This is a genomic window from Leifsonia sp. ALI-44-B, from assembly GCF_001984125.1.
GTDB lineage: Bacteria > Actinomycetota > Actinomycetes > Actinomycetales > Microbacteriaceae > Okibacterium.
Genome location: NZ_MTQL01000007.1, coordinates 671953 through 698146, shown reverse-complemented (window position 1 = coordinate 698146; position 26194 = coordinate 671953). Strand labels below are relative to the sequence as shown.

At 68.2% G+C, this 26194-nt stretch carries 23 protein-coding genes; 11 read left to right on the top strand and 12 right to left on the bottom strand.

Annotated elements, in window-relative coordinates; all coding sequences use genetic code 11:
* The 4 genes from kdpB (at position 1) to ALI44B_RS10295 (ending at position 6198) form a co-directional block, all read left to right on the top strand.
* Positions 1–2268, top strand: coding sequence for a potassium-transporting ATPase subunit KdpB (gene kdpB, locus ALI44B_RS10310; protein WP_083709873.1), 2268 nt, complete (start codon positions 1–3; stop codon positions 2266–2268).
* 78 nt (positions 2269–2346) lie between these two features.
* Entirely contained in the window at positions 2347–2952 is a 606-nt protein-coding gene (kdpC, locus tag ALI44B_RS10305; protein WP_077054596.1) for a potassium-transporting ATPase subunit KdpC, read from the top strand.
* Positions 2953–2959: 7 nt separating this feature from the next.
* The gene (locus ALI44B_RS10300) at positions 2960–5497 is read left to right on the top strand and encodes an ATP-binding protein (RefSeq protein ID WP_077054595.1); all 2538 of its coding nucleotides are present in this window, start codon (positions 2960–2962) and stop codon (positions 5495–5497) included.
* Positions 5494–6198: a response regulator gene (locus ALI44B_RS10295; RefSeq protein WP_077054594.1), complete on the top strand. Its 705-nt coding sequence runs from the start codon at positions 5494–5496 to the stop codon at positions 6196–6198. Before ALI44B_RS10300 ends, ALI44B_RS10295 begins: the two co-directional genes overlap by 4 nt.
* On the opposite strand, the gene ALI44B_RS10290 is transcribed toward ALI44B_RS10295, so the two are convergent.
* From ALI44B_RS10290 to ALI44B_RS10275, 4 genes are all read right to left on the bottom strand, one after another.
* Positions 6162–7235: an aquaporin gene (locus tag ALI44B_RS10290; protein ID WP_077054593.1), complete on the bottom strand. Its 1074-nt coding sequence runs from the start codon at positions 7233–7235 to the stop codon at positions 6162–6164. The two genes, ALI44B_RS10295 and ALI44B_RS10290, sit on opposite strands and share 37 nt — an antisense overlap.
* Positions 7236–7365: 130 nt before the next feature.
* Positions 7366–8601, bottom strand: a complete 1236-nt coding sequence (locus tag ALI44B_RS10285) for a saccharopine dehydrogenase family protein (RefSeq protein WP_077055526.1) — start codon at positions 8599–8601, stop codon at positions 7366–7368.
* Between the two features lie 18 nt (positions 8602–8619).
* The gene (locus ALI44B_RS10280; protein WP_077054592.1) at positions 8620–10227 is read right to left on the bottom strand and encodes an APC family permease; all 1608 of its coding nucleotides are present in this window, start codon (positions 10225–10227) and stop codon (positions 8620–8622) included.
* 173 nt (positions 10228–10400) lie between these two features.
* Positions 10401–10856, bottom strand: coding sequence for an SRPBCC family protein (locus tag ALI44B_RS10275; protein WP_077054591.1), 456 nt, complete (start codon positions 10854–10856; stop codon positions 10401–10403).
* Between the two features lie 186 nt (positions 10857–11042).
* Here ALI44B_RS10275 and ALI44B_RS10270 point away from each other — a divergent pair, with 186 nt between their 5' ends.
* On the top strand, positions 11043–12653 hold the full coding sequence (locus ALI44B_RS10270; protein ID WP_077054590.1) for a hypothetical protein: 1611 nt from the start codon (positions 11043–11045) through the stop codon (positions 12651–12653).
* 60 nt (positions 12654–12713) lie between these two features.
* Here the strand turns inward: ALI44B_RS10270 and ALI44B_RS10265 are convergent, their stop codons facing one another.
* From ALI44B_RS10265 to ald, 6 genes are all read right to left on the bottom strand, one after another.
* Positions 12714–13034, bottom strand: a complete 321-nt coding sequence (locus ALI44B_RS10265; protein ID WP_077054589.1) for a DUF6510 family protein — start codon at positions 13032–13034, stop codon at positions 12714–12716.
* On the bottom strand, positions 13034–13777 hold the full coding sequence (locus tag ALI44B_RS10260) for an FAD-binding oxidoreductase (RefSeq protein WP_353615679.1): 744 nt from the start codon (positions 13775–13777) through the stop codon (positions 13034–13036). The genes ALI44B_RS10265 and ALI44B_RS10260 overlap by 1 nt, the downstream gene beginning before the upstream one ends.
* On the bottom strand, positions 13753–14346 hold the full coding sequence (locus ALI44B_RS10255; RefSeq protein ID WP_077055524.1) for a sulfite oxidase-like oxidoreductase: 594 nt from the start codon (positions 14344–14346) through the stop codon (positions 13753–13755). The genes ALI44B_RS10260 and ALI44B_RS10255 overlap by 25 nt, the downstream gene beginning before the upstream one ends.
* Positions 14347–14518: 172 nt before the next feature.
* Positions 14519–15964 (bottom strand): coiled-coil domain-containing protein, encoded by a 1446-nt coding sequence (locus tag ALI44B_RS10250; RefSeq protein WP_077054588.1) that lies wholly within the window; start codon positions 15962–15964, stop codon positions 14519–14521.
* Positions 15965–15973: 9 nt separating this feature from the next.
* Complete coding sequence (locus ALI44B_RS10245; RefSeq protein WP_077054587.1) at positions 15974–16648, bottom strand: DUF4166 domain-containing protein; 675 nt, start codon at positions 16646–16648, stop codon at positions 15974–15976.
* A 20-nt stretch (positions 16649–16668) separates the two neighbouring features.
* On the bottom strand, positions 16669–17790 hold the full coding sequence (gene ald / locus ALI44B_RS10240; RefSeq protein WP_077054586.1) for an alanine dehydrogenase: 1122 nt from the start codon (positions 17788–17790) through the stop codon (positions 16669–16671).
* 159 nt (positions 17791–17949) lie between these two features.
* Here ald and ALI44B_RS10235 point away from each other — a divergent pair, with 159 nt between their 5' ends.
* Together ALI44B_RS10235 and ALI44B_RS10230 are read left to right on the top strand one after the other, a co-directional pair.
* Positions 17950–18435, top strand: coding sequence for an Lrp/AsnC family transcriptional regulator (locus tag ALI44B_RS10235; protein WP_143459188.1), 486 nt, complete (start codon positions 17950–17952; stop codon positions 18433–18435).
* Between the two features lie 222 nt (positions 18436–18657).
* Positions 18658–18963 (top strand): DUF7882 family protein, encoded by a 306-nt coding sequence (locus ALI44B_RS10230; RefSeq protein WP_077054584.1) that lies wholly within the window; start codon positions 18658–18660, stop codon positions 18961–18963.
* Positions 18964–19058: 95 nt separating this feature from the next.
* Here ALI44B_RS10230 and ALI44B_RS10225 read toward each other — a convergent pair whose 3' ends face one another.
* Together ALI44B_RS10225 and ALI44B_RS10220 are read right to left on the bottom strand one after the other, a co-directional pair.
* On the bottom strand, positions 19059–19742 hold the full coding sequence (locus tag ALI44B_RS10225) for an SDR family oxidoreductase (protein ID WP_077054583.1): 684 nt from the start codon (positions 19740–19742) through the stop codon (positions 19059–19061).
* 48 nt (positions 19743–19790) lie between these two features.
* Positions 19791–21827 (bottom strand): ABC1 kinase family protein, encoded by a 2037-nt coding sequence (locus tag ALI44B_RS10220; RefSeq protein WP_083709871.1) that lies wholly within the window; start codon positions 21825–21827, stop codon positions 19791–19793.
* A 252-nt stretch (positions 21828–22079) separates the two neighbouring features.
* Here ALI44B_RS10220 and ALI44B_RS10215 point away from each other — a divergent pair, with 252 nt between their 5' ends.
* From ALI44B_RS10215 to ALI44B_RS10200, 4 genes are all read left to right on the top strand, one after another.
* Positions 22080–23084: an SIS domain-containing protein gene (locus ALI44B_RS10215; RefSeq protein ID WP_083709869.1), complete on the top strand. Its 1005-nt coding sequence runs from the start codon at positions 22080–22082 to the stop codon at positions 23082–23084.
* 23 nt (positions 23085–23107) lie between these two features.
* Positions 23108–24388: an ABC transporter substrate-binding protein gene (locus tag ALI44B_RS10210; RefSeq protein WP_077054582.1), complete on the top strand. Its 1281-nt coding sequence runs from the start codon at positions 23108–23110 to the stop codon at positions 24386–24388.
* A gap of 68 nt (positions 24389–24456) precedes the next feature.
* Positions 24457–25335: a carbohydrate ABC transporter permease gene (locus ALI44B_RS10205; RefSeq protein ID WP_077054581.1), complete on the top strand. Its 879-nt coding sequence runs from the start codon at positions 24457–24459 to the stop codon at positions 25333–25335.
* A 1-nt stretch (position 25336) separates the two neighbouring features.
* Positions 25337–26194 (top strand): carbohydrate ABC transporter permease, encoded by an 858-nt coding sequence (locus ALI44B_RS10200; protein WP_077054580.1) that lies wholly within the window; start codon positions 25337–25339, stop codon positions 26192–26194.

Here is a 26194-nt window from a genome sequence, read left to right as displayed (position 1 = left end):
ATGTCCAGCTCGAACACGATCGAGAACACCCCGGCCGCCGACGGCGCGCACGACGGCTCCGACGACGACGGCTCGTCCCGCCAGCTCGGTGCCCCGAACCGCAGCGCCAAGAAGGCGTCGGATGGCGCAGCCCCGGCACCCCGCGTCGGTGCCATCTCGCCCGCGCAACTCGTCCAGGCCCTGCCCGGCGCCTTCCGCAAGCTCGACCCGCGCCTCATGTGGAAGAGCCCCGTCATGTTCATCGTCGAGGTGGGCGCGGCTCTGACCACGCTCATCGCGATCGCCGAACCGTTCGTGGGCGGCGCCGGCACCTCGGGCGGCCAGAGCGTTCCCGGCGGATTCACCTGGGCCATAGCCGTGTGGCTGTGGCTGACCGTGCTCTTCGCCAACCTGGCCGAGGCCGTGGCGGAGGGCCGCGGTAAGGCCCAGGCCGACAGCCTGCGCCAGACCCGCACCGACACCGTGGCCGAACGCGTCACGAGCTACGACCCCGACGCGGATGCCGCGGCAGAACACGCGCCCACCGAGAAGGTGTCGTCGGCCGAGCTCACCCTCGGCGACACGGTCATCGTGCGCGCCGGGGAGTCCATCCCGGGCGACGGCGACATCGTCTGGGGCATCGCCTCGGTCGACGAATCGGCCATCACGGGCGAATCTGCCCCCGTCGTGCGCGAATCGGGCGGCGACCGCAGCGCCGTCACGGGCGGAACCCGCGTCCTGAGCGACCGCATCGTCGTACGCATCACCTCGAAACCCGGCGAAACCTTCGTCGACCGCATGATCGGCCTCGTCGAGGGCGCGTCCCGGCAGAAGACGCCCAACGAGATCGCCCTCAACATCTTGCTCGCCAGCCTGTCGATCGTGTTCGTGATCGTGGCGCTCACACTCAACCCGATCGCCTCCTATGTGGGCGCGGCCGTGAGCGTGCCCGTGCTGATCGCTCTGCTCGTCTGCCTCATCCCGACCACGATCGGCGCGCTCCTCTCGGCCATCGGCATCGCCGGCATGGACCGTCTCGTGCAGCGCAACGTGTTGGCGCTCTCGGGTCGGGCCGTCGAGGCCGCGGGTGACGTGACCACGCTGCTGCTCGACAAGACCGGCACCATCACCTATGGCAACCGGCGCGCGACCGAGTTCGTGACGCTCGACGGTGTCACGCTCGGCGATCTGGCGGATGCCGCATCCCTCGCCTCTGACGCCGACCCGACCCCCGAGGGCAAGTCGATCGTCGACCTGGCCCGCAACGAGGGGCTCGGTTCGCGCGAGGAGGGCGCGGCACTCGAGGTGGGAACCGTCGTCGTGCCGTTCACCGCCCAGACCCGCATGTCGGGCGTCGACCTGCCCTCGGGTGAACAGATCCGTAAGGGTGCCGGTTCGGCCGTGCTCGCCTGGGTGCGCGAAACCGGCGAGGTGAACCACGGCGTGGCCGGGCGCCTCGACAAGGAGATCAACCGCATCTCGCAGTCGGGTGGCACGCCGCTCGTCGTCGCCGTGCGCGAGGCCCCGACGGATGCCGCAGCACCCTGCACGCGCATCCTCGGCGTCGTGCACCTCAAGGACGTCGTCAAGGAGGGCATCGCGGAACGGTTCGCCGAGCTGCGCGCCATGGGCATCCGCACCGTCATGGTGACGGGCGACAACCCGCTCACGGCCAAGGCCATCGGTGCCGAAGCCGGCGTCGACGACGTGCTCGCCGAGGCGACGCCCGAACAGAAGCTCGAGCTCATCCGCCGCGAGCAGGAGGGCGGCAACCTCGTCGCCATGACGGGCGACGGCACCAACGACGCCCCCGCGCTCGCGCAGGCCGACGTGGGTGTGGCCATGAACACGGGCACGTCGGCGGCGAAGGAGGCCGGCAACATGGTCGACCTCGACTCCGACCCGACGAAGCTCATCGACGTGGTGCGCATCGGCAAGCAGCTGCTCATCACGCGCGGCGCCCTGACCACGTTCTCGATCGCGAACGACATCGCCAAGTACTTCGCCATCATCCCGGCCATGTTCGCGGGCGTCTTCCCGGGCCTCGCGGTGCTCAACATCATGCAGCTCAGTTCGCCGGCTTCGGCCATCCTGTCGGCCATCGTCTTCAACGCGCTCGTGATCGTCGCGTTGATCCCGTTGGCGTTGCGGGGTGTGAAGTATCGCGCGGCGAGTGCGTCGAGCATCCTCGGCCGCAACCTGCTGATCTACGGCCTCGGCGGCGTGATCGCGCCGTTCATCGGCATCAAGCTGATCGACCTGATCGTGAGCCTGATTCCCGGGTTCTAACCCGGCCGGGCTCGCCACAGACGACACACACAAAAACGAACACTCAGACACAGAACATCCGAGAAAGAAGAAGGAATCATGGGCCAGGCCCGGAACGCAGCGAAACAGTATTGGGTGGCGGTGAAAGCGATGCTCGTCTTCACGGTGGTGCTGGGCCTCGCCTACCCGCTCGTGATCCTCGGCATCGGGCAGGGCGTGCTGCCGGCCCAGGCCAACGGGTCGCTCGAAGAGGTGGGTGGCCGGACGGTCGGTTCGGCGCTCATCGGTCAGTCGTTCAGCGACGCCGACGGCAACCCGCTGCCCGAGTGGTTCCAGCCCCGGCCGAGCGCCGCGGGCGACGGCTATGACGCGGCGGCCTCGTCGGGCTCGAACCTGGGCCCCGAGAACGCCGACCTGATCGCCGCCATCGAGGAGCGTCGCGCGCAGGTCGCCGAATTCAACGGTGTGCCGGCCAGCGAGGTGCCGGTCGACGCGCTGACGGCCTCGTCATCCGGCCTCGACCCGCACGTCAGCCCCGAATACGCGCTGTTGCAGGTGCAACGGGTCGCAACCGAGCGCGGCCTGAGCGCCGACGACGTGCGCGCCCTGGTCGAGTCTAAGATTCAGGCAAGGGATGCCGGCTACCTCGGCGAACCGACCGTGAACGTGCTGCAGCTCAACGCCGCTGTCGCCGAGATGGGTTGATGACCGCATGAAACGTGGGCGGCTGCGGGTGCTGCTCGGCGCCGCTCCCGGCGTGGGCAAGACGTTCGCCATGCTCGAAGAGGGTCACCGGCTGCAGCAGCAGGGCGTCGATGTGGTCGTGGCGATCGTCGAGACCCACGGCCGCACGGCCACCGCGGCACTCGTCGACGGGCTCGAGGTGGTGCCGCGGCGACAGGTCGGGCATCGGGGTGTCGAGCTCGACGAGATGGATACGCAGGCGGTGCTGGCGCGGCATCCGGATGTCGCACTGGTCGACGAATTGGCGCACACCAACGCGCCGGGCGACGACCGCGAGAAGCGCTGGCACGACGTGGAGGTGTTGCTCGACGCCGGGATCGACGTGGTCTCGACCGTCAACATCCAGCACATCGAGTCGCTCAACGACGTGGTGCAGCAGATCACGGGTGTGCCGCAGCGCGAGACGGTTCCGGATGCCGTGCTGCGCGGCGCCGATCAGATCGAGGTCATCGACCTGGCGCCCGAGGCGCTGCGCGATCGCCTGTCGGGCGGGCTCGTCTACCCCGCCGCACGCATCGACGCCGCGCTCTCGAACTATTTTCGGCTCGGCAACCTGACGGCTCTGCGCGAGCTGGCGCTGCTGTGGTTGGCCGACGAGGTCGACAGCGCGCTCAAGCGGTATCGCCGCGAGCACGGCATCGACCACAAGTGGGAGGCGCGCGAGCGCGTTGTGGTGGCGCTGACGGGCGGGCCCGAGGGCGAGACCCTGCTGCGCCGCGGCGCACGCATCGCCGCGCGGTCGTCGGGTGGTGAACTGCTGGCCGTGCACGTCATCAGCCAAGACGGCCTGCGCGACGCACAGCCCGGGGCCCTGGCGGCGCAACGCGCCCTCGTCGACACGCTGGGTGGCACGTATCACCAGGTGATCGGCGAGGATGTGCCGCGCGCGCTCGTCGATTTCGCGAAGGCGTCCAACGCCACGCAACTCGTCATCGGCGTGAGCCGGCGGTCGCGGCTGGCGGCGGCCGTCACGGGGCCGGGCATCGGCCAGACGGTCATCCGCGAATCGGGTGATATCGACGTGCACATCGTGACGCACGGGGCCGCCGGCTCGCGGTTCACGCTGCCGGGGCTCGGCGGATCGCTCAGCCCCAAACGCCGCATCATGGGTGCGCTCGTCGCGCTCGTGGGTGGCCCGTTGCTCACGTGGTTGCTCGTGCAGTTCCGCTCGGACGAGTCGATCACGTCGGATGTCCTGTCCTACCAACTCCTGGTCGTCGTCGTTGCGCTGGTCGGCGGCATCTGGCCGGCCCTCTTCGCCGCGCTGCTCTCGGGGCTGACGCTCGACTACTACTTCGTGCAGCCCCTCTACACCGTGACGGTGGGCGACCCGCTGCATCTGCTCGCCCTGCTGCTCTACATCGTCATAGCCGTGCTCGTGAGCGTGGTGGTCGACCAGGCCGCGCGCCGCAGCCGGTCGGCGCGCCGCTCGGCCGCCGAATCCGAGCTGCTCGCCACGGTCGCCGGCAGCGTCTTACGGGGCCAAGATGCCCTGCAGGCCCTCGTCACCCGCACCCGCGAGGCGTTCTCGTTGACGGGCGTGCGCCTGCTGGATGCCTCGAGCCACACGGTTCTCACCACCGACGGTGAACCGGCCGCCGACGATCGCGTCACCACCATGCCCGTAGGGGACCGCGCCGTCCTCGAGTTGCACGGCCCCGACCTCGCGGCCTCGGAGCGCCGCCTGCTGAGCGTCATCACGACGCAGATCGACCAGGCGCTCGAACACAATGCGCTCGCCGAAACCGCCGACGTCGTGGGCTCGTTGGCCGAGGCCGACCGCATGCGCAGCGCCCTGCTCGCGGCCGTCGGGCACGACCTGCGGCGCCCGCTCACCGCCGCGACCGCCGCCGTGAGCGGACTGCGCTCGACCGAGGTGGCCTGGACGGCGGCCGATCGCGAGGAACTGTTGGCCACGGCATCCGAGAGCCTCGAATCGTTGGCCGTGCTCGTGACCAATCTGCTCGACGTGAGCCGGGTCGAGGCCGGCGTGCTGGCCGTGTCGCTGCAACCGACCGATGTGGCCGAGGCCGTGCTGCCCGCGCTCGACGAACTCGACCTCGGGCCGGGGGACGTCGAACTCGACCTGCCGAGCGGGCTGCCCGCGGCGCTCGCCGACCAGGTGCTGCTCGAGCGCGTGGTCGTGAACCTGCTGTCGAACGCCGTGCGCTATGCGCCAGAGGGAAGCCGCGTGCGGGTGGCGGGGAGCGCTTTCGGGGGGCGCGTCGAGATCCGCGTGAGCGATCAGGGCCCGGGCATTCCCGCCGACCGGCGCGCCGACGTGTTCGTGCCGTTCCAACGACTCGGGGACACCGACAACAGCACGGGGCTCGGGCTGGGACTGGCGCTCTCGAAGGGGTTCGTCGAGGGCATGGGCGGCACCCTCGAGGCCGAGGACACCCCGGGCGGCGGGCTCACCATGATTGTGGCCCTGCCCGCGGCCGAGCTCGGCTGCGAACCGGGTGCCCGCGACGCCAAGCCGGCACCGACGGAGGAGACCCCGTGAAGATTCTGATCGCCGACGATGACCCGCAGATTCTGCGGGCGCTCCGCGTGACCCTGGGCGCCCGCGGCTATGAGATCGTGACGGCCGCCGATGGGCGCGAAGCCCTCAACGCCGCCATCGAGCAGCATCCCGACCTCATCATGCTCGACCTCGGCATGCCGCATTTCGACGGTATCGACGTGATTGAGGGCGTGCGCGGATGGAGCGAGGTGCCCATTCTGGTCGTGTCGGGTCGCACGGGCGCCGCCGACAAGGTCGACGCTCTGGATGCCGGAGCCGACGATTACGTGACCAAACCGTTCTCGATCGACGAATTGCTGGCGCGCATCCGGGCCCTGACCAGGCGTAAGCCCACCGCGGCCGACGAACCCGTCATCGAGTTCGGAGACGTGCGAGTCGACCTCGCGGCCAAACACATCGCGCGGCGCGCTGCGGATGGAACGTCGGCACCCGTTCGCCTGACGCCCACCGAATGGAAGATTTTGGAGCTGCTGCTGCGCAACCCCGGCAAGCTCGTGACGCGCGACGCATTCTTGACCGAGGTGTGGGGGCCGCACCACACCGAGGACACGGGGTATATGCGCCTCTACATGGGGCAGTTGCGCAAGAAGTTGGAGGCGGAGCCCTCCCGGCCCCGGCATTTGCTCACCGAGGCCGGCATGGGTTATCGCTTCGTGCCCGACGGGGGCGTCGAGCCGTAAGCCGTGCCCGGGTGGATGGTGGGGGACGGCGCGGGCGCGGCGGCTGGGGGAGCCTGAGGCGCCGCCGTCGATGATGCGGATGGCTGCGCGGCCGCGGGCGTCTGGACGGGGGGCGGTGCCTGGCTGGTTGCCGGTGCTTGGCGAGGGGCTGAAGCGACGGGCGCTCCGGGGGCGGCGGCAGGGACGGGTGCAGATGCGGCGGGTGCCCCCGAGTTCGACGGCTGTGCGGCTGCGGCTTCGAGCCGGCCGACGGCTGCCGGGCCACCCGGTGCGGTCGTCTCGCGATCGAACAGGGTGGCGTAGACGAAGCCCGCGATGAGCCCGCCGAGGCTCGGGAAGACGAGGAACACCCACAGCTGCACGAGCCACGGCGTTCCGGCGAAGACGGCGGTCGCGAGCGAGCGCGCCGGGTTGAGCGAGGCGTTGTCGATGGGGATGGCGACGAGTAGCAGCACGGTCAGCGTGAGCCCGATGGCGATGGGTGCGAACCCGGCATTTGCGCGGGCGTGCGTGACGCCCAGGATGACGAAGAGGAACAGCGCCGTGGCGACGACCTCGACGATGATGACGGAGAACAGCGAGAACAGGTTGGGGGACAGCTCGCCGTAGCCGTTCGACGCGAAACCGTCGACGAGGGTGCGTTCGAGGTAGCCGAGCGGCCCGCCCGAGGCGATGGCAAGCACGGCTGCCGCTCCCGCGATGGCGCCGACCAGCTGCGCCGCGATGTAGGCAGGCACCTCACGCCAGGCGAATCGACGGGCCGCCGCGAGGCCCAGCGTGACCGCGGGATTGAAGTGGCCGCCCGAGATCGGGCCGAAGGCGTAAGCGCCGATCATGACCGCGAGGCCGAGCGCGAGGGCGACGCCGAGGAACCCGACGCCGAGGGGATTGGAGGGTTCGATGCCGAAGAAGGCGGAGAACGTGGCCGTTCCGGTCAGCGCGAACACGAGGAGGAACGTGCCGGCGGCCTCGGCGAGGAGTTTGGCCGACGTGTGCGGAAGAGGGGGCGCGGGTTGGGGCGCATCAGGGTAGCTCATATTGCCTACTCTAGAATATCAACGTCCTGAAGACGAGAAATGTGCCGAGAACGTCGGCGCGTCGCGCACACCCCCGCATCCGCGTCACTTTCTCACCCCCGGCCACGTGAGCCGTCAGCATGCGGCACCCTCACAACTCCGGCGCGTCCCGCTCCTCCATGCCCCACGGCGAGCCGTAACCCGCCGGTGCCGGCTGGGCCAGCAGTTCGAGGAACGGCCGCGCATCGAATGCCTCGGGCCCGAGCACACCCGCGCCCGACCAGACTCCCCGCGCCAACAGTTCGAGCGCCACCACGGGGTTCACGGCCGTCTGCCAGACCACGGCCTGCGAGGCATATTCGCGCATCGACCACTCGTTGTCGACCACGTGATAGAGGTAGACGGCCCGGGGTGCGCCATCCGTGCCGCGCCCCGTCACGTACAGCCCGGCGCACGTCTTCCCGCGCATCTTGTCGCCCAGGGTTGCGGGGTCGGGCAGCGCCGCGGCCACGACATCCCGCGGCGACACCGACGCGCCCTTCACGGTGAGAGGCTCGGTTTTGTCGAGACCCAGCTTGTTGAGCGTCTTCAGCACGTCGATGAACTCGTCGCCCAGACCGTATTTGAACGTCACCTTGCGGGCGCTCGTCCAGCGCGGCATGAGGATGACCTCCTCGTGCTCGACGTTGACGCACTCGACCGGGCCGATGCCTTCGGGAAACTCGAAGACCTCGGGTTCGGAGAACGGCTCGGTCGTGTACCAGCCGCGCTCGCGCTCGAAGACGACGGGCGGGTTGAGGCACTCCTCGATGGTCGTCCAGATCGAGAACGAGGGGGCGAAGTCGTAGCCCTCGACCGTGAGGTTGGCGCCGTCCCGCACGCCCAGCTCCTCGATGTCGGAGAAGAGCTCGTCTTCGGCATAGCGGGCGAAGACATCAGAGAGGCCGGGCTCGACACCCATGCCCACGAGCGCCAGGCGTCCCGCATCCGACCATTTTTCGGCAGCGGCGAATTGCTCGTCGCCCAACATGACACCCGTCTGCGTGAAGGGGTGCTCGGGATGCCGCACCGACAGGCTCATGGCCATGTCGAGGTAGGTGGCGCCGCCCTGGAAGGCTCCCTCGAAGATGGGCATCACGAAGCGCGGGTCGACCGCGTTGAGCACATGCGTGATGTCGTGTTCGCGAATGAGAGCGGCAACGGCATCCGCGGATGACGCATCGACCTGTGCCGCGCGCAACCGCTCGTCGCCCAGCGCATCGACGAGCAGCTGCGGCCGGGCCGGGTCGTAGTCGGCCACCACGAGCAGCTCGAAGAACTGCCGCCGCACGGCGATGCGCACGGCCGCCGAACCCACGCCTCCCGCTCCGACAATGAGAATGCGCAGGCGTTGCTCGGTCATGGATTACTCCCCTTCGGGACGGGTGGGCCGGGCGGGACGGGCGTTGCGCGCGGGGGTGGCAGGGGGTGCGGTCAGATCGGGGGAGTCCGGCACGAGCACCGGGGTCTCTCGGTTGAGGCTCTCGCCGCGGTAGAAACGCTTCGAACCCGGGAACGCCCACCAGACGATCGCGAGCACCAAGCCCAGCGCGAGCGAGCCGATGCCGACGACGAAGGTTCCGCCGATGCCGAGCAGCGTGCTGTAGCCGTAGTCGACGCTGACCATGTCGATGGCCGACTTCACGAACGCGGCCGTGAGCAGAACGGCACCGAGCAGCGGGAACAGGAAGCGGAAGAAGAAGTTGTGCGCCGAGTCGAACAGGTTGCGGCGGAAGTACCAGACGCACGCGAAACCCGTGATGGCGTAGTAGAACGCGATCGCGAGACCCAGTGACAGGATGGAGTCGGCGAGGATATTGCTCGACACGGCCGTCATGATCACGTAGTAGGCGATCGAGGCCGCGCCCATGACGAGCGTCGAGAACGACGGCGTCTTGAAACGCGGGTGCACCACGCTGAAACGCGCGGGCAGGGCCTGGTAGACCGCCATCGACAGGGTGCCGCGGGCGGTCGGCAGAATGGTGGTCTGCGTCGACGACACGGCCGACACGAGCACGGCCACCACGAGCAGCCACGCCCACGGCCCGAAGAGCGCATCCTTGAGCGCGAAGAAGATGTCGTCAGAGCCGTCGGGGTTCGCCAGGCCCAGCCCCGATTCGCCGACGCCCGCGTACATCATGGCCGCGACCGTGACGCCCACGTAGGTGACCAGCAGGATGACGGTCGAGATGATGGCCGAACGGCCCGGGATGCGGCGAGGATCCTTCGTCTCTTCATTCAACGCGAGGCAGGCATCCCAGCCCCAATAGATGAAGAGCGCGAGCAGGATGGCCTCGGTGAAACCCGTCGCATCGGTGAACGCGAACGGGTTGAACCAGTCGAGCGTCGGCATGGTCGGGTCGGGAGCCGTGCCGTTGACGACGCTCGCGATCGCCAGGATCGCGAACAGCGCGAGGGCCGCGTACTGGATGACGAGCAGCACCACCTGCAGCTTCTCGCCGATCTCGAGCCCGCGGTAGCTGACATACGTCATGGCGGCGATGAAGAAGACGCCTGTCGCCGTGACGAGGAAACCGTTTTCGGCCAGCGAGCCGTCGCCGATCAGCAGCCAGAGGTAGGTGCCCGCGATCTGGGCGAGGTTGGCGAGCACCACGATGCCGGCGACAGCGACGCCCCACCCCGCCATCCAGCCCACCCACGGCCCGAAAGCCTTGGTGGCCCAGGTGAAGGAGGTGCCGCAGTCGGGGATCTCGCGGTTGAGCTCGCGATAGGCGAACGCCACGAAGAGCATGGGGATGAAGGCCAGGATGAACGCGATCGGCGCTTGTGCGCCCACCGCCAGCACGACGAAGCCGAGCGTCGCGGCGAGCGAATAGACGGGGGCCGTGGAGGCGAGCCCGATGACGACCGAACCGGCCGTGCCGAGCGTGCCCGCCGCAAGGCCCTTGCCCGCGCCGTTCTCGGGAGGGACGGGAGGGCGGCCGGGGGTTCGGGTGGACGGTGCATCGGTCATCGTGCGGGCATCCTTGTCTCTGGGCCGCTCGGGGCGGCAGATAACGCCGATGGTGCTGTGGTGCGTTCACACTAGACCCGCGCGGCCCAGGTCGTGAGGGTTTTTCCCGTGACACGCGGAACGGCGGCATCCCGTTCGAAACGAGACGCCGCCGTGGTCGTGCTGTGCGAGGTTTAGGCCTCGACGTCACCGCGCCAGGCGCCGTCGGGGGTGCCCTTCGACTCGATGTACTCCTTGAAGTTCTTCAGGTCCTTCTTGATGGCGTGGTTGTCGACGCCGAGCGTCGAACCGAGCTTCTCGAGCAGGCCCTTGGGCTCCCAGTCGATCTGCACGGTGACACGCGTTTCGGTGTCGGACAGCTTGTGGAACGTGACGACACCGGCGTGGTCGACCTCGCCGCCCGTGCTGTTCCAGGCGACGCGCTCGTCGGGGTGCTGCTCGGTGATGTTCGCCTCGAACTCGCGCTCGACCGTTCCGACCTTGACCTTCCAGACCGTCAGCGTGTCGGTGACCTGGGTGATCGACTCCACCTCCTCGAGGAAGTGCGGGAACTCCTCGAACTGCGTCCACTGGTTGTAGGCGACGGAGAGAGGAACGTTGACGTCGACGGTTTCGATCGTTTGGGTCATGGTGATACTCCTATGCGTTGTGCGGTTTACGAGATCGATATCGACGCTACGCCGGGGCTTCTCTTCGCGCGCGGGGTGTCGAGAATGCGGATGACGTGCTAGAGGACGCGCCGTGATCGGGGGTCGGGTTTGCGGGCCCGTCGGGGGCCGCCGGTAGCATGGCTGACGCGACCTGGGAGGTGCACCATGGCCCGAAACCGAACGACGACCGCGCTCGCCGCGACCGCCCTGGCGGGGCTCGTGGCCCTGACCGGCTGCACGGCATCCAGCCCGACCGGGCCGAAGACGCCGTCCGCCGCACGCACCGTGCTGACGGCTCCCACCGATGCGCTCACGGTCGCCGACGGGGATGCCGCGGCGAACGCGCTCGTGGCCAGTCGGCAGCTGTTCGGCGAAGCATCCGTGGTCGTCGTGGCCGCGAGCGATGATGCCGACGCGCAGGGGGCCGGGGCCGCCGCGGCCGAGAAGTTGGGCGTGCCGATGTTGCTGGGCGCGGCGTCTCGCGATCCGGAGTCGACCTCCTCGGCTTCGTCCGAAGAGGGCTCGGACGAAGATGGCTCGGACGAGCAGCAGGCAAACGCTGTCGATGACGAGCTGGACCGCCTCAAGGCGCACACGGTGGTGACTTACGGGGAGGTCAACCCGCATCAGCTCGATGTTCCGGGCGAAGGTTCCGATGGCGGCAGTGGTGCCGAGCGACGCATCGTCGCCGGGTCCGCGGACTCCGACGACGACGTGCCCCGCCTCGAGCGCGGCGAACCCGCCGGCAAGACCCTCGCCCTCGCGACCGATGATCCCAGCGCGCTTGCCGCCGCCGCGACCGCCCGCGCGGCCGGTGTGCCCGTGCACGCTGTGCCCGCCGCGAACGCAAACCCGCAAGCATCCGCCGACGCCATCACGGCGCTCGCCGCCGCGCCCGACGACGCGGTGCTCGCCCTGGGCGCCCCCTTCGCCGATCAGCAGGCGCTCGACTGGAAGGTGCGTTCGGCCCGCACGGGCTACCAGTTGCCGGGCGGCGGCCAGATCCTCTTTCCCGGCCACCAATTCGTGGCCCTCTACGGCGCCATCGGCACGGGCGCCCTCGGCGTGCTCGGCGAGCAGGATGCCGCCGCCACGGTGCAGCGCGCGAAAGACGTCGCCGCGCCCTACGAGAGCCTCAGCGACAAAACCGTCGTGCCCCTGATGGAGATCATCGCGACGGTTGCGGCGGGGGCGGCCGGCCCCGACGGCGACTACTCCAACGAGATCGACCCCGAAACCATCCGCCCCTGGATTCAGGCCGCCGCGGATGCAGGGCAATACGTCGTGCTGGACCTGCAGCCCGGCCGCAGCGACTTCCTCAGCCAGGCCAAGCGTTACCAGTCGCTGCTCGAACTGCCCAACGTGGGCTTGGCGCTCGACCCCGAGTGGCGGCTGAAGCCCGACCAGGTTCCGCTGCGCCAGATCGGGTCGGTGTCGGCCGCCGAGGTCAACGAGGTATCGGCGTGGCTCGCCCAGCTGACGAACGAGAAGGGCCTGCCGCCGAAGATGTTCGTGCTGCACCAGTTCCGTCTGGCCATGATCCAGGACCGGCAGACGCTCGACATGTCGCACCCCGAATTGGCCATGTTGATCCACGCCGACGGCCAAGGCGGCCAGCCCGACAAGCAGGCCACGTGGCGGGCGCTGCACCAGGGTGCCCCCGAGGGCATGGCCTGGGGCTGGAAGAACTTCTACGACGAAGACAAACCCATGCTCACGCCCGACCAGACGATGCGCGACGTCGCTCCGCTGCCCGACCTGGTCACCTACCAGTAGCGGCAGGCGCGGGGCGAGCGCGCTCCAGGGGCCTCGGCCGCATGTGCAGGGTGCGCGCGGCTAGGCGCTCGCTTCTGCTGGATGAGGCGACGCGAGGGCCGCGAGGCCAGCGATGTCGAGGCGCAGGCCGGCAGGGGAGTGGTGCAGCGTGAAGAGCGTGTGGGTGCAGCCGCGGCAGATGACGATGTCGGATGAGTCATCGCGCTCGACGACGGCCGTGGCGAGCGGGGCCTCGTCGCCGCAGTGGCGGCACGTGACGAGCGTGGTCGTGAGGTCGGCGGCGAACAGGGTCGAGAGCGGCCCAGCGAGGGCGTTGCCGTCGACGTTCTCCACGGTCGAGGTGACACCATCCGCCAGGTGCGGGAACGGGTGAGACGACATCACGAACCTCCGAAGCGTTCGGTGCGAATGCGTTGCGGGTCATGGCCGAGGGCCACGAGAGCCTTCGCCGTGGCCTCGACGAAACCGGTGGGGCCGCACACATACACGGTGGGGGCGTCGGATGCCGGCAGCGTCGTCTCGGCGAGCAACTCGCGCGTGACACGGCCGGCGGGGCGAGGCCATCCGCTCGGGGTTTCGCGCGTGTACACCCAGTCGAGGGCAAACGTTGGATTGGCCAGGGACAACAGCTCGTCGGCGAAGTAGGCGTCGGCCGGGGTGCGCACCGAGTAGAGCAGGCGGAACGGGCTGGCGCTCGCCGCAGCGTGGTGGGCGCGGGCCATGGCGACGAGAGGAACGATTCCGCTGCCGCCCGCGATGAGTTGCACGGGCTCGGGTTGCTCCTCATCCCAGACGAAATAACCGCCGAGCGGGCCGCGCACCTCGAGTTGATCACCCACGAGGACGTCTTCGACGAGGTAGGGCGACACCTCGCCGTCGGGTAGCTGGTCGACGGCGAGCTCGACCGCCTGGCCGTGGCCGAACGATGCGATCGAATAGGAGCGCACGGCCTGGTAGCCGTCTTCGGCGGTGAGTCGCAGGTCGAGGTGCTGGCCGGGGCGGTTGCCCGGCCATCCGGGAACGTCGACGAGCAGGCGTCGACCCGTGCGCGTCAACATCGTCGCCTCGGTCACGGTGCCCACGAACCACTCGGCCCGCGTCACCAATACCGCTGCTCCTGCCACGGGTCACCATAGGTGTGATAGCCGTTCTGCTCCCAGAAACCGGGGTCGTCGTCGCCGTGCATGACGATGCCGCGAACCCACTTGGCGCTCTTCCAGAAGTACAGGTGCGGTACGAGGAGCCGCGCGGGGCCGCCATGCTCGGGGTCGAGCGGCTCCCCGTCGAACTCGGTGGCGATCCAGGCTTTGCCGTCGAGCAGGTCTTCGAGCGGCAGGTTGGTCGTGTAGCCGCCGTAGGAGTGCACCATCGTGAAGTCGTAACTCGTCTCGACCTCGGCGAAGAGCGTGTCGAGCGAGACGCCGCGCCAGGTGGTGCCGAGCTTCGACCAGCGCGTCACGCAGTGGATGTCGGTGTCGATGGTCTCCTGCGGCAGCGCCTGCAGGTCATCCCACGACCACTTCTTCTCGTCGCCCGTCTCGGTGCGGATGAGGAACTCCCACTCCGCGGTGTCGACCTCGGGCGTCGGCCCGGCCGAGAGCACCGGGAAGTCGGTGGTGAGAAACTGCCCGGGCGGCAGATCGGGTGTCGATTCGCGGCGGCGTGCGCCGAACCCGCGTGAGATGACGGCCATGGTCTCGCCCTTCGTTCGGTGCGCGGTGGCGCGGCGGATGGCTCGGCCGCCGCCCGTGCGAACGCGCAACGTGTGCCCTGCGGCTGATTCTGGTGCGTGTGGCCGGGGCCGCGCAACACTTATTTGTCGAAGGATTCCTCGTCGAAGGACGGAAGGGGAGGGGCGGCGGAGCTCAGCGGCGAACTGGGGCTTGCCGCGGCCCGGCGTCATAGCGGGCGAGCGCGTCGGCGTCCTGGGCGAGGCGCGCGGCTCGGCGAGCGATGTCGAGAGCTTCGACCGGATCGGCGGAGGCGCCGGCGAGTACGATCTGGCGCTCCGCTTCGGCGAGTCGCGTGCGCGCCTCCGGGCCGACGCGCGAACGGTTCGACGTGATGAAGTCGGCGGCCACCTCGATGTAGCTGTTGGCCGAGAAGACCGCGCCGCGCAGGGCGGCCTGCGCGTTCTTGATGCGTTCGACGTTGCTGCGGGCCTCGGCCAGCGCCTGGTCGAGCTGCAGGGATGCGTCGCGCAGGCGCCCGATGGCCGGCAACGGGTTGAGAGCGCCGACGGGAACGAGTTCGCGCTCGGCATCGGCCGCCGAGCCGCCGTCGGCCTCGGCCGGTGCCGCGTCGCCGTCATCGGCGCGAGACGGGGGGAGGCTCGCACCGATGGCACCGTTCGCGGCTCCGATTGCTCCAGCCGCAGCTGGGCCCGCGGCGAGGGCGCGAACCTGCGTCTCTGCTTCATCGGCCGCGCGCTGGGCGACGGCGATCGCATCGCCGATCAGGTCCGCCGCATCGGGCAAGGGGTTGGCGTCGCGCGCGGCGCGGGCCTCGGCGATGCCCGCGCGCGTATCGGCGAGGGAGCTTTCGAGTTCGGTCGCGGCACCGTTCAGCGTGTCGGCGATATGCGTTACCTGCGCCAATGTCGTGCGGGCTGTTCCGAGATGGCGCGCGACGGCGTCCAGGTGGGGAGCGGCGAGTGTTCCACGTGAAACGGCGTCGGTCGCGGCATCCGCGGATCGTCGCGCTTCGGCGAGGAGGGCTGCTGCGGCGCGCGGTGCGTCGGCGGCGGCACCGATCGCGGCGGGGGAGAAGCGGCGAGCGAGGGCGTCGAGCGTAGCCCGGGCGGCGGGGAGGGCGGCCTCGGTTTCGGCGAGGCCGGCGGTCAGCTGAGCGAGTCGTTCGGGTGCATCTCGCTCGACGGAGCGCCGCTCGCTGAGCGACGAGTTCTCGGTCTCGACGAGTCGCGTGGCCGTGGCACACAGCTCGATGATGCGTGTATTCCAGCGCGTGCGGTCGGATTCCGTATCGGGAATATGATCGTCGAGCTTCTGTCGAAGGAGGAACGCTTCGCGCAAAGCCTGCCGTGCCGAGCTCACCGCGCGGGCCACCTGCGCCGCATCGGACTTGCCGAACTGCGCCTCGGCGAAACCGACCTCGTCTTCGGCCTGCCGCACGACGTCGTCGGCCTGCACGAGCGCCAGGCCCGCGCGCTGGTCGAGCGCTTCGGGCGTGCGACCCTCGTCCTCGAGCACCCGGCGGCCCCGGGCGCGCAGGCCGCGCACGAGCAGAACGGCCGCAATGGCGGCGCCCCCGAAAACGATGAGCGAGGGAAGCCACCACAGTGCGCCAGACATACGCCGATTCTAGGCAGTGGCGGTGTGTGAACCCTCAGAACCCGGCCGATCCGGGCGGATCTCGTAGCGAAAGGTGCCGCGGTACTCGTACACGAGCCCGACGAGGGGGAGCGAGAGCGTCACATCGACGCGCTGCCGGTCGACCGACTCGTCGAAGGCTTCGCGCAGGGTCACATGGGGAGCGACGACACGAGGGATGCGGAAATGTCGCGAGCCGAGGCACACGGCGACGGCGTTGGAGCGCAGCAGGAGCGCGCCGTCTTCGGCGCGTGCATCGAAGCGAGCCCAGAGGGGCGCTCCGAGACCCAGGCGGTCGACGAGCGAGCCGTCCTCCCCGGCGATGACATCCACCATGTCGCGATCTCGGCGGGCCGACCCGGCGCGCCCGGCCAGCCGAAACGTGCGCGTGGCCGCGACACCGGGGCCCCCGCCCGCATCCGCAACGGGCCTGTTCTGCACCGTGAAGGGCACGTCGCGCTGCCACACGGGAAAGAGGATGCCGCGCCGGGCCAAGACGGCGAGCACGGGCCACATCCATCGGCGCGGCGTTCCGACCGTGTGGAAGACCCCGTCGCCCCGGCCGACCGACCCGTGCGGGATGGCAGAGAAGTAGAGGCGCAGACGAGGATGCAGGTGCGCCAACACCTCGGGGATCGTGGCTTCATAGGGTGACGGCGCCGGCATAAGGGCGACTCTAGCCTGCGCTAGTTCAGCGCGAGGGCCTCGTCGAGCGAGACGGACGGGAGGCCCAGGGCGCGCGCGACCGGGGCGTTGGTGAGCGAACCGGCCTGCGCGTTGAGGCCGAGCGCGAGGGCCGCATCATCCGACACCGCCTTCTTCCAGCCCTTCTCGGCGAGGGCGATGGCGTAGGGCAACGTGGCGTTGGTGAGCGCACGGGTGGATGTCTCGGGCACGGCGCCCGGCATGTTGGCGACGCAGTAGTAGACGCTGTCGTGCACGGCGAAGGTGGGGTCGTCGTGGGTGGTCGGGCGCGAACCCTCGAAGCATCCGCCCTGGTCGATGGCGATGTCGACGAGCACCGAGCCGTGCTTCATAGTCGAGACCATCTCGTGGGTCACGAGCTTCGGCGCCTGCGCCCCCGGGATGAGCACCGAACCGATGACCAGGTCGGCCTCGCGCAGCTGTGCGGCGATCTCGTAGGTCGACGACACGCGCGTTTGGATCTGGCCGCCGAAACGCACCTCGAGCTCGCGCAGTCGCGGGATGGACAGGTCGATGACGGTGACGTCGGCACCCATGCCGAGCGCATTCGCCGCGGCATGTTCGCCCGCGACGCCGCCACCGATGACGACGACTTTGGCCTTCTGGGTTCCGGGCACGCCGCCGAGCAGGATGCCGCGACCGCCCGCCGCGCGCATCAAATGGTAGGCGCCGACCTGGGTCGAGAGGCGCCCGGCAACCTCGCTCATGGGCTGCAGCAGGGGCAGCGACCGGTTCGGCAACTGCACCGTTTCGTAGGCGATGGCCGTGGTGCCCGAGGCGAGCACGGCGTCGGCGCACGGCTTCGAGGCCGCGAGGTGCAGGTAGGTGAAGAGCGTCTGCCCGGCGCGCATGCGCGGGTACTCCTCGGCGATGGGCTCCTTGACCTTGAGGATGAGGTCGCCCGCCGCCCAAACCTCGTCGGCCGTCTCGGCGAGCGTGGCGCCGGCCGTCGTGTAGTCGTCGTCTGAGATCGAGGAGCCGAGTCCCGCGCCGCGCTGGACGACGACGTCGTGCCCGAGTCGCACGAGCTCGTGCACCCCGGCGGGCGTGATGGCCACCCGGTTCTCGTTGTTCTTGATTTCGGTGGGGATGCCGACGCGCATGCGTTTCTCCAATCGAGAGGCCGTCTCAGCGCCGGCGTCGTTGCCGGTCGTTCGCGACAGAACAATGCTCCGGATTCTGCGTTACAGGGACGTAAACTGTGCAGAATCAGCGGTTGGATGCATCCAATTTGCATTTTCATGCGGGGAAGAGGGGCTTCGATGTCGGTGTCACCGAAGAATGTGCGGGATCTGGACGACATCGACCGCGCCATCCTGGCCCAGCTCGCGGGTGATGCGCGACTGCCGAACAACCAGTTGGCCGAGCGCGTGGGCATCGCGCCGTCGACGTGCGTGGCCCGCGTGCGCTCGCTCGTCGACCGTGGGGCGATCCGGGGCTTCCGCGCGGACATCGACCCGGCGGCGGTCGGCCTGGGACTGCAAGCGCTCATCAGCGTCAACATCCGTGCCGGCGCGCGCCAGCAGATCCGCACCTTCACCGAGGAGATGCGCTCGTTGCCGGATGTCGTGCAACTCTTCTTCCTGGGCGGTTCTGAGGACTTCATCGTGCATCTCGCGACGCGCGATTCCGATCACCTGCGCGACTTCGTCGTCACGCACCTCTCGGCTCACCCAGCCGTTGCGTCGACGCGCACGAGCGTGATGTTCGAGCACTACCAAAACAGCCCGGCCCTCGACCCCCGTTAAACGCGAAAACGCATAGCTCCGTGGAGATTCCTGCGGCTGTCGAGCGGCGGCGCCCAGCGCCCTCTGCAAACCGAAACTATAGAGCAAATGGACCTCAAATTTCGCCCCCTTGCGGCTAGATTTCGAGAAGTCCAACGGGGTCCATAAACTCGGAATTCGATCCCCCGATGCCCACCCCCGGAGCCTGGTCGGATCGTTTGATGAGGAGACTGGCACGGCGCGATGGGAAAATTGATCTACGGTGACGGAAGCACCGAAATCGAGTTCGAGGACCGCCTCTTGGCGCACCTCAAGGTGGCCATCGTGACGAAACTCCGTCGCAGCGAGACCTTCACGTTGTCGTGGGATCACGGCCACGATCAGGGCAGCGGCCGCAGCACCATCTGGCTGCACCCCGGCATCCCCCTGCACTTCTTGTTCTTCGGCGGCCGCGAGCCGGTGCTAAACCGCGCGTGGGCCGAGGCAATGCTCATTTCGGCTTCGAGCACCAACGGCATGCAGATCATGCCGGAGCCGCCGCAGCCCTGACCGGCGGCGCAGCTGGACACAAAAAGGGACCGATCGGCTGATCGGTCCCTTTTTCGTTGCCGTTCGGCGTAAAAGCCTCGCCGGCGCTTCGTTGCCTAGTACTTGATCTCGGCCAGAGCGTCGGAGATCGGCGTCTCGCCCGAGACGACCTCGAACTGCGTGCGCACGGCCGTTCCCTCGAGAATGGCGGTCGCCACGATCTCGGCGACATCGGCGCGCGGGATCTCGCCGCGGTCGACAGTCGAGCCGGTCGTGATCTGGCCGGTGCCGTGCTCGTCGGTCAGGGCGCCGGGGCGCACGATCGTCCAGTCGAAGTCGCGCGAGCGGATGTCGGCGTCGGCCTCGCTCTTGGCGCGGCGGTAGACCTCCCACACGGCCGCATCGTCGTTGTCGTCGACGGGCAGCGTGGACTTCTCGACGTCGAAACCATCGACCGACATGGCCGAGATGATCACGTAGCGGTCGACGCCGGCCTTCTCTGCGGCATCCGCCAACAGGATCGCGCCGTCGCGGTCGACCGTCATCTTGCGCTCGGCGCCGCTCTTCGCTCCGCCGCCGGCCGCGAACACCACGGCGTCGGCACCCTGCAGGTGCTGCGCGAGCGTGTCGGCGTCGATCGACTCGAGGTCGAGCACCAGGGCTTTCGCTCCGGCCTTCTCGAGATCGGCGGCGTGGTCGGGGTTGCGGATGATTCCGACGACCTCCTGGCCGGCATCCGCCAGTCGACGCTCCACGAGCTGGGCGATCTTTCCGTGTCCTCCTGCGATGATTACTGTCATCTTCGGTACAACGTCCCTTCGGGGTCAGAATTCCATCGGCGCCGGCCGCTAGCGGGGCTTCGTCAAGAACACCCGCCGCAACGACCGCAGTATCAGGATGAACCCGACGAGCCCGATCGTCGACCCCAGGAACGCGAAAAGTCGCACATCGGGCACGATGTAGGGCCCCGAATCGGTCACCACGAGAACGATTCCGACCACGACGGCCGTGATGGCGATGAGCACGCCGACCGTCTCGGAGACGAGCGTGGACACCCACCAGCGGTCGTCGCCCGTGGCAAAGGAACGCACACGCACGCTGAACGTGCCGTTCTCGATGCGCGACGACACCGATTCGATGCGCCGCGGCAGCTTGCGCAGGGTGGCGAGGGATGTCGCAGCCTGCGCCTGAGCCGACGCGAACAGTCGCTCGGGGCTGAGCAGGTGCCGCATGAAGTGGGGCACGCGTTTGAGGGCGTGATCGACGAGATCGAAATCGGGATCGAGCAGGGTGAGGCATCCGTCGAGCGTGACGATGGTGCGAAAAGCCGAGCTGAGGGATGCCGGCAGCCCCAGGTGGTAGGCGCGGATGACGTCGAGCAGCACGCTGAAGATCGAGCCGTCGCCCTTGCGCCGGTGCCGCATCAACGTGAGCACTTTTCCGATCTCGCGCTGCATGGCCTGCGTGTCGGTGCCCTCGGGAACCGTGACCACGAGCAGTAGCGCATCGGTCGTCGCGACGTCGTCTTCGCTGGCCGCGGCCAGCAGCAGCGTTGCCAGGGCCTCGCGCATGCTGCGCTCGAGCACGCCGATGGCGCCGAAGTCGATCATGCCGAGCGTGCCGTCCTCGCGCAGGATGAGGTTGCCGGGGTGCAGATCCGCGTGGAACACGCCCTCGACGATGACCTGCTGCAGCACGGCATCCAACAACGCCTCGGCCAGCGCCTGGCGGTCGGCCATCGGCATGCTCGCCAGGTGTTTCTGCGCCTTGCCGAGCGGGATGCCGTCGACCCGCTCCTGCGTCAGCACGCGCCGGCTGCTCGCCTCGGCGAACACGCGCGGCACCGACAGGACGTGGGATGCCGTGTGCTCGACGGCGCTGCGGATCATCTCGGTGTTGCCGAACTCGATGCGGTAGTCGAGCTCTTCTTCAAGCGTCTTCGCGAAACCGTTGGCGAGCGAGATGGCTCCGAACTCGGCCCCCCAGGAGGTCTTGGCCTCGATACGGTCGGCGATGCGCAGGATGATGTCGACGTCGGCGCGCACCTGGCGCTCCGCATCCGGCCTCTGCACCTTGAGCACCACGTCGGTGCCGTCGAGCAGGGTCGCGCGATGCACCTGGGCCACGGATGCCGCGGCGAGGGGTTTCTGATCGACCCACGCGAACACCTCGCCGAGGGGGCGGCCCAGCTCGTGTTCGACGACGCGCTCGATATCCGACCACGGCAGCGTCGTGGCGCTCGTCTGCAGCGACGACAACGCCTCGATGAAGCGCGGGGGCAGCAGGTCGCGGCGCGTGGACATGACCTGGCCGAGCTTCACGAAGGTGACCCCGGCGTCGTTGAGGAAGGAGACGATGGCGTCGGGGGAGCGGGAGGTGCCGGAGGGTGACGGCGCGCTGCTGGGGTTGGTCGCCACCGAGGCGCCGGCCGTCGCATCCGCCGACGTGCGCCGGCGCGGGTGGCCGTGGATGGCGTGCCCGACGCCGTGGCGCGAGGCGATCGCGAGGATCTGCAGGTAGCGCTGCGTGCGGCGGCGGCGGTGCACGGCCTCCTGGAACGCGTAGATGGGGTTGGGCACCGAGGCGGTGGGCCAAATGGCTTCGGTGCCGACGAGGAACGCGACGCCGAACGCGAAGGTCCACCCGAAGGCCAGCAGGATGAAGGCGAGCGCGACGACGGGGTGGACATCAAGGCCGCCGCCGTCGTCGAGGAGGCCCGCCTTGCCGGCCGTGTACTGCGTGAACGGCACGCTCGTGGCGAAGACCACGAGGCCCACAACGAAGGTGCGCGGCCATCCGACCGGGGCGCCGAGCAGACGGCGCGTCATGAAGCCGACCCCGAGGGCGTAGACGATCGCGAGGGGAATGGCGATGAACAGATACACGTGTGAACCCCCCCGGTGTCGGTCGCCTGGCGCGTGCGCTCAGCCTAGTGCGGGGCGCGGCCGGGGGCTCAGGAGAAATGTCCGCGGGCGCGCGGAGGGTGTGAGGAGGGCACGTCGAGACGCTTAGTGCCGCCACGTAAATTCCGTGTAAACGGGTCTAGACGAGCCGGGGTCGCGCTGCTACTGTCACCATAACGTTCTATAACGTTTGCAACATGACCAAGCAATACATCCGTGATCGGAAGGATCTCCTTGTCCACCCTTGCCCTGTCCACCGAAACGACCGTCATCGAGGAGCAGCTCGCCGCTGCCCGCGCCGCCATCGCTGAGCGCACCACCGTCACCAACGTGGTCCTGACCGCCTGCGGCGGCTCATACGCCGTGATGATGCCCAACGAGTACTTCCTCTCGACGACCGCCACGACGCTCGAAACGCACGCGTTCAACGCGGCCGAATTCACGGCCCGCTCGTCGAAGCTCGTCGGCGAGAACACCGTCGTCATCCTCTGCTCGCACTCGGGCAACACGCCCGAGACGGTCGCCGCCGCCGAACACGCCCGCTCGCTCGGCGCCCTCACGGTCGCCTTCACCCACGAACTGGAGTCGCCGCTCGCGCAGGCCTCCGAATACGTCATCGGCTATCAGCACGGCCCCGAGAAGAGCGAGAGCTACGTGGCGCCCGCGCTGTTGCTGCGACTTGTCGCCGGACTGCTCGACGACCGTGAAGGGACGACGCTCTCGGCATCCATCGACGACGCCGTCGCGCAGCTGCCCACGCTCGTCGGCGACGTGCGTCACGCCCACACGGCGCCCGCCGACGCCTACGGCGCGCAGTACAAGAACGAGAAGCTCATCTACACGATGGCGGCCGGCTCCAACTACGGCACCGCCTACTCGTTCGCGATCTGCCTGCTGCAGGAGATGCAGTGGATCCACTCCCAGGCCATCCACGCCGGCGAGTACTTCCACGGCCCCTTCGAGGTGACCGACCGCGACGTTCCGTTCATCGCCCTCGTCGGGCTCGACGAGACACGCGCCATCGAACAGCGCGCCGTCGACTTCGTCACGCAGCACTCCGACCGCACGCTCGTGATCGACGCCAACACCTTCGGCCTCGACAGCGTCGACGAATCCGTGCGCGGCATCGTCTCGCACCTCCTCTTCGGACCGGCACTGCGCGCCTACGCCGACGCGCTCGCCGACCACCGAGGCCACCCGCTCAGCGTGCGCCGCTACATGTGGCGCATGGAGTACTAACAGAAACCACCCTGGAGTTCATCATGCGAAAAACCTTCCGTCGGGCTCTCGTCGCCATCGCGGCCGCAGCGCTCGTCGTGCCCCTCGCCGCCTGCGGCAGCTCGTCAGCCGGCAACAGCGACGTGGTCGAGATCGATTTCTTCCACCGGTGGCCGAACGAACCGAAGAACACCTACTTCTCGGAGCTCGTCGAGGAGTTCGAAGCCGAGAACCCCGACATCAAGGTCAACGTCGAGAGCGTGCTCAACGACTCCTACAAAGACAAGGTGAAGGTGGTCGCCGGTTCGTCGAACGCCCCCGACGTCATGTTCTCGTGGAGTGGCACATTCGTCGAAGACCTCGTCGATTCAGGCAGTGTGATGGACCTCACCGACTGGCTGACCGAGAACCCCGACATCCGCGACCGCTATTACGAGTCGCAGCTGAAACCCTTCCAGGTGGATGGTGCGCAGTACGGCCTGCCCGTCGGCATGCACGCCAAGCTGTTCTTCTACAACAAGGACATCTTCGCCGAGCAGGGACTCGAGGTGCCGACGACCTACGCCGAGCTGCTCGACGTGCTGAAGTCGTTGAAGGATGCGGGCATCACGCCGCTCGAATACGCGTCGAAGGAGCCGTGGACGATCGCGCACTACGTCGGCACGCTCAACCAGCGCGTCCTCGATCCGAAGGTGCTCGCCGCCGACCAGGATCCGGCCAAGGGAAAGTTCACGGACCCCGGCTACGTCGGGGCGTTGGACGACTTCGCCGAGCTCAGCGAATACATGAACCCCGACCCCAACGCCGTCGGCCACGAAGACGCGCGAGCGTCGTGGGCCGCAGGTGAGGCCGCCGTCATGTATCTGCAGGGCTCCGAGGTCAACTACCTCACCGACGTCGCCTTCGACTACGGCACGTTCAACTTCCCCGAGGTCGAAGACGGCAAGGGCGACCCGGCGCAGCTGACGGGCGCACCCGAAGGGTTCGTCGTGTCGAAGAACACCAAACACCCGAAAGAAGCGCTGCGGTTCCTCGACTTCATGTTGAACAAGGAGAACGGCATCGCCTACACGGAGAAGACCGGTGAGTTGAGCGCCGTCGTCGGAGCGGTCGAGGAGTCGGACGCCCCCGACATCCTGAAGTCGATCGCCACCGACATCGTCGACGCGTCGGCCATGACCCCATGGCTCGACAACGCCTACGACGCTCAGATCGTGCAGGCCTATCTGAGCGAAACGCAGCTCATGCTGGGCGGCCAGAAATCGGCGAAGGACGTCATGAAGGCCGTGCAAGAGGCTGCGGCTCTCGTGCGCGACGCCTCCTAGCCCGGACGCCACCTACTCCCGGCGGGCCACTGTGCAGGCCCGCCGGGACCTTCTCTCTCGAGGTTCACATGCGCTCAACGTCTCGGCGTCTCGTCAACGCGATCTATCTGCTTCCCGCCCTCGCGCTCATCGGGCTCTTCGTCTACTACCCCCTCGTCGCCAACGTCTCGTTCGGCTTCTTCCGCTTCAACGCGGCCGGCAGCACCATGGAGTTCGTCGGTCTCGACAACTACCTGCGCCTCTTCCGCGACCCCATCATCGCCACGGCGCTCGGCAACAACCTCTTCTACGCCGTCGTGTCGATCGTCTTGCAGGTCGGCGGTGGCCTCGTCGTCGCGGCCTGGCTCACGCATCTGCTCGGGCCGCGCATGGGTGGTTTCCTGCGCAGCGTGTACTTCGTGCCGGCCGTCATCTCGATGACCGTCATCGCGCTGCTCTTCACCTTCATCTACGACGCCCGCAACGGCCTGCTCAATTCGGTGCTCGGCTTCTTCGGCGTCGAGGGCCACGCCTGGTTGGGGGATGCCGCGACCGCCATGGGTTCGGTCATAGCCGTGTCCCAGTGGCAGAGCATCGGCTACGTCACCATGCTCTACGTGGTCTCGCTGCAACAGATCCCCACCGAACTCTATGAGGCCGCCTCGCTCGACGGTGCCGGCCGCATTCGACAGTTCTTCGCCATCACGGTGCCGCAGAGCCGCGAGATGATCTTCGTCGCCATGATCCTCACGGTGTCGGGCGCATTCACGGTCTTCAACGAGCCCTACATCATGACGGGCGGCGGGCCCGGAAACTCGACGCAGGTGCTGGCCACCTACATGTACAACCAGGGCTTCTTCCAGGGGCAGATGGGTTATGCATCCTCGATAGCCAGCCTCATCTTCGTCATCACACTCGTCGTGTCGATCATCCAGATGGTCGTCTTGCGCACCGGAAAGGAAGACTGACATGACGACAAGCACCATCGTGGGCGGGCGCATGAGAACCGCCGACCACCTGCGCCAGACCCCCGTCTATCTCGTTCTCGCCGTCTACGCCGTCGTGGTGGCGGTGCCGCTCGTGTGGATGGTCATGTCGTCGTTCAAGACGTCGGCCGACATCCGCCAGAGCCCGTGGGCCCCGCCCACCACCTGGCTGGTGTCGAACTACGTGAACGCCTGGGACCGCGGCATCTCGGACTACTTCGTGAACTCGGTCATCGTCACCATCGTGTCGACGGTCGGCACGGTGCTCATCGCCGCCCTGTGCGCCTACGGCATGACGCGCATCTCGAACCGGCTGTCGAGCATCGTGTTGGTGCTCGCGATCGGCGGCCTCGTGGTCGCCCCGCAAGTGAGCCTCATTCCGCTGTACCGCCTGCTCGACACGCTCGGCCTGCTGAACACGTTGTGGGCCATGATCTTGCCCTACATCGCGTTCCGGCTGCCCATGGCCATCATCCTCATCCGCTCGGTCTTCATCGGTGTGCCGAAGGAACTCGTCGATGCGGCCATCATCGACGGATGCTCGTCGCTCCAGGTGCTGCGCAACGTCTACCTGCCGATCAGCAAATCGGTGCTCATGACCGCCGGCGTGCTGACCGCGTATTTCGCCTGGAACGAGTTCCTCTTCGCGATCGTCTATGTCGACTCCGACGAGTTGCGCACCATCCCCGCGGGGCTGATGTCGTTCCGCGACGCCTTGTCGACAGACTGGGGTGTGCTCATCGCCGGGCTCGTGATCGCCGCGCTGCCGATCATCGTGCTGTTCATCTTCTTGCAGCGGTATTTCGTGGCCGGCATCACGGCCGGAAGCTGGAAAGGGTAG

Bases quoted from the DNA above. Each gene is read 5' to 3' on its own strand.
- kdpB (WP_083709873.1), top strand. From the start codon at position 1: ATGTCCAGCTCGAACACGATCGAGAACACCCCGGCCGCCGACGGCGCG.
- kdpC (WP_077054596.1), top strand. From the start codon at position 2,347: ATGGGCCAGGCCCGGAACGCAGCGAAACAGTATTGGGTGGCGGTGAAA.
- ALI44B_RS10300 (WP_077054595.1), top strand. From the start codon at position 2,960: ATGAAACGTGGGCGGCTGCGGGTGCTGCTCGGCGCCGCTCCCGGCGTG.
- ALI44B_RS10290 (WP_077054593.1), bottom strand. From the start codon at position 7,235: ATGAGCTACCCTGATGCGCCCCAACCCGCGCCCCCTCTTCCGCACACG.
- ALI44B_RS10280 (WP_077054592.1), bottom strand. From the start codon at position 10,227: ATGACCGATGCACCGTCCACCCGAACCCCCGGCCGCCCTCCCGTCCCT.
- ALI44B_RS10275 (WP_077054591.1), bottom strand. From the start codon at position 10,856: ATGACCCAAACGATCGAAACCGTCGACGTCAACGTTCCTCTCTCCGTC.
- ALI44B_RS10270 (WP_077054590.1), top strand. From the start codon at position 11,043: ATGGCCCGAAACCGAACGACGACCGCGCTCGCCGCGACCGCCCTGGCG.
- ALI44B_RS10265 (WP_077054589.1), bottom strand. From the start codon at position 13,034: ATGTCGTCTCACCCGTTCCCGCACCTGGCGGATGGTGTCACCTCGACC.
- ALI44B_RS10255 (WP_077055524.1), bottom strand. From the start codon at position 14,346: ATGGCCGTCATCTCACGCGGGTTCGGCGCACGCCGCCGCGAATCGACA.
- ALI44B_RS10250 (WP_077054588.1), bottom strand. From the start codon at position 15,964: ATGTCTGGCGCACTGTGGTGGCTTCCCTCGCTCATCGTTTTCGGGGGC.
- ALI44B_RS10245 (WP_077054587.1), bottom strand. From the start codon at position 16,648: ATGCCGGCGCCGTCACCCTATGAAGCCACGATCCCCGAGGTGTTGGCG.
- ald (WP_077054586.1), bottom strand. From the start codon at position 17,790: ATGCGCGTCGGCATCCCCACCGAAATCAAGAACAACGAGAACCGGGTG.
- ALI44B_RS10235 (WP_143459188.1), top strand. From the start codon at position 17,950: ATGTCGGTGTCACCGAAGAATGTGCGGGATCTGGACGACATCGACCGC.
- ALI44B_RS10230 (WP_077054584.1), top strand. From the start codon at position 18,658: ATGGGAAAATTGATCTACGGTGACGGAAGCACCGAAATCGAGTTCGAG.
- ALI44B_RS10225 (WP_077054583.1), bottom strand. From the start codon at position 19,742: ATGACAGTAATCATCGCAGGAGGACACGGAAAGATCGCCCAGCTCGTG.
- ALI44B_RS10210 (WP_077054582.1), top strand. From the start codon at position 23,108: ATGCGAAAAACCTTCCGTCGGGCTCTCGTCGCCATCGCGGCCGCAGCG.
- ALI44B_RS10205 (WP_077054581.1), top strand. From the start codon at position 24,457: ATGCGCTCAACGTCTCGGCGTCTCGTCAACGCGATCTATCTGCTTCCC.
- ALI44B_RS10200 (WP_077054580.1), top strand. From the start codon at position 25,337: ATGACGACAAGCACCATCGTGGGCGGGCGCATGAGAACCGCCGACCAC.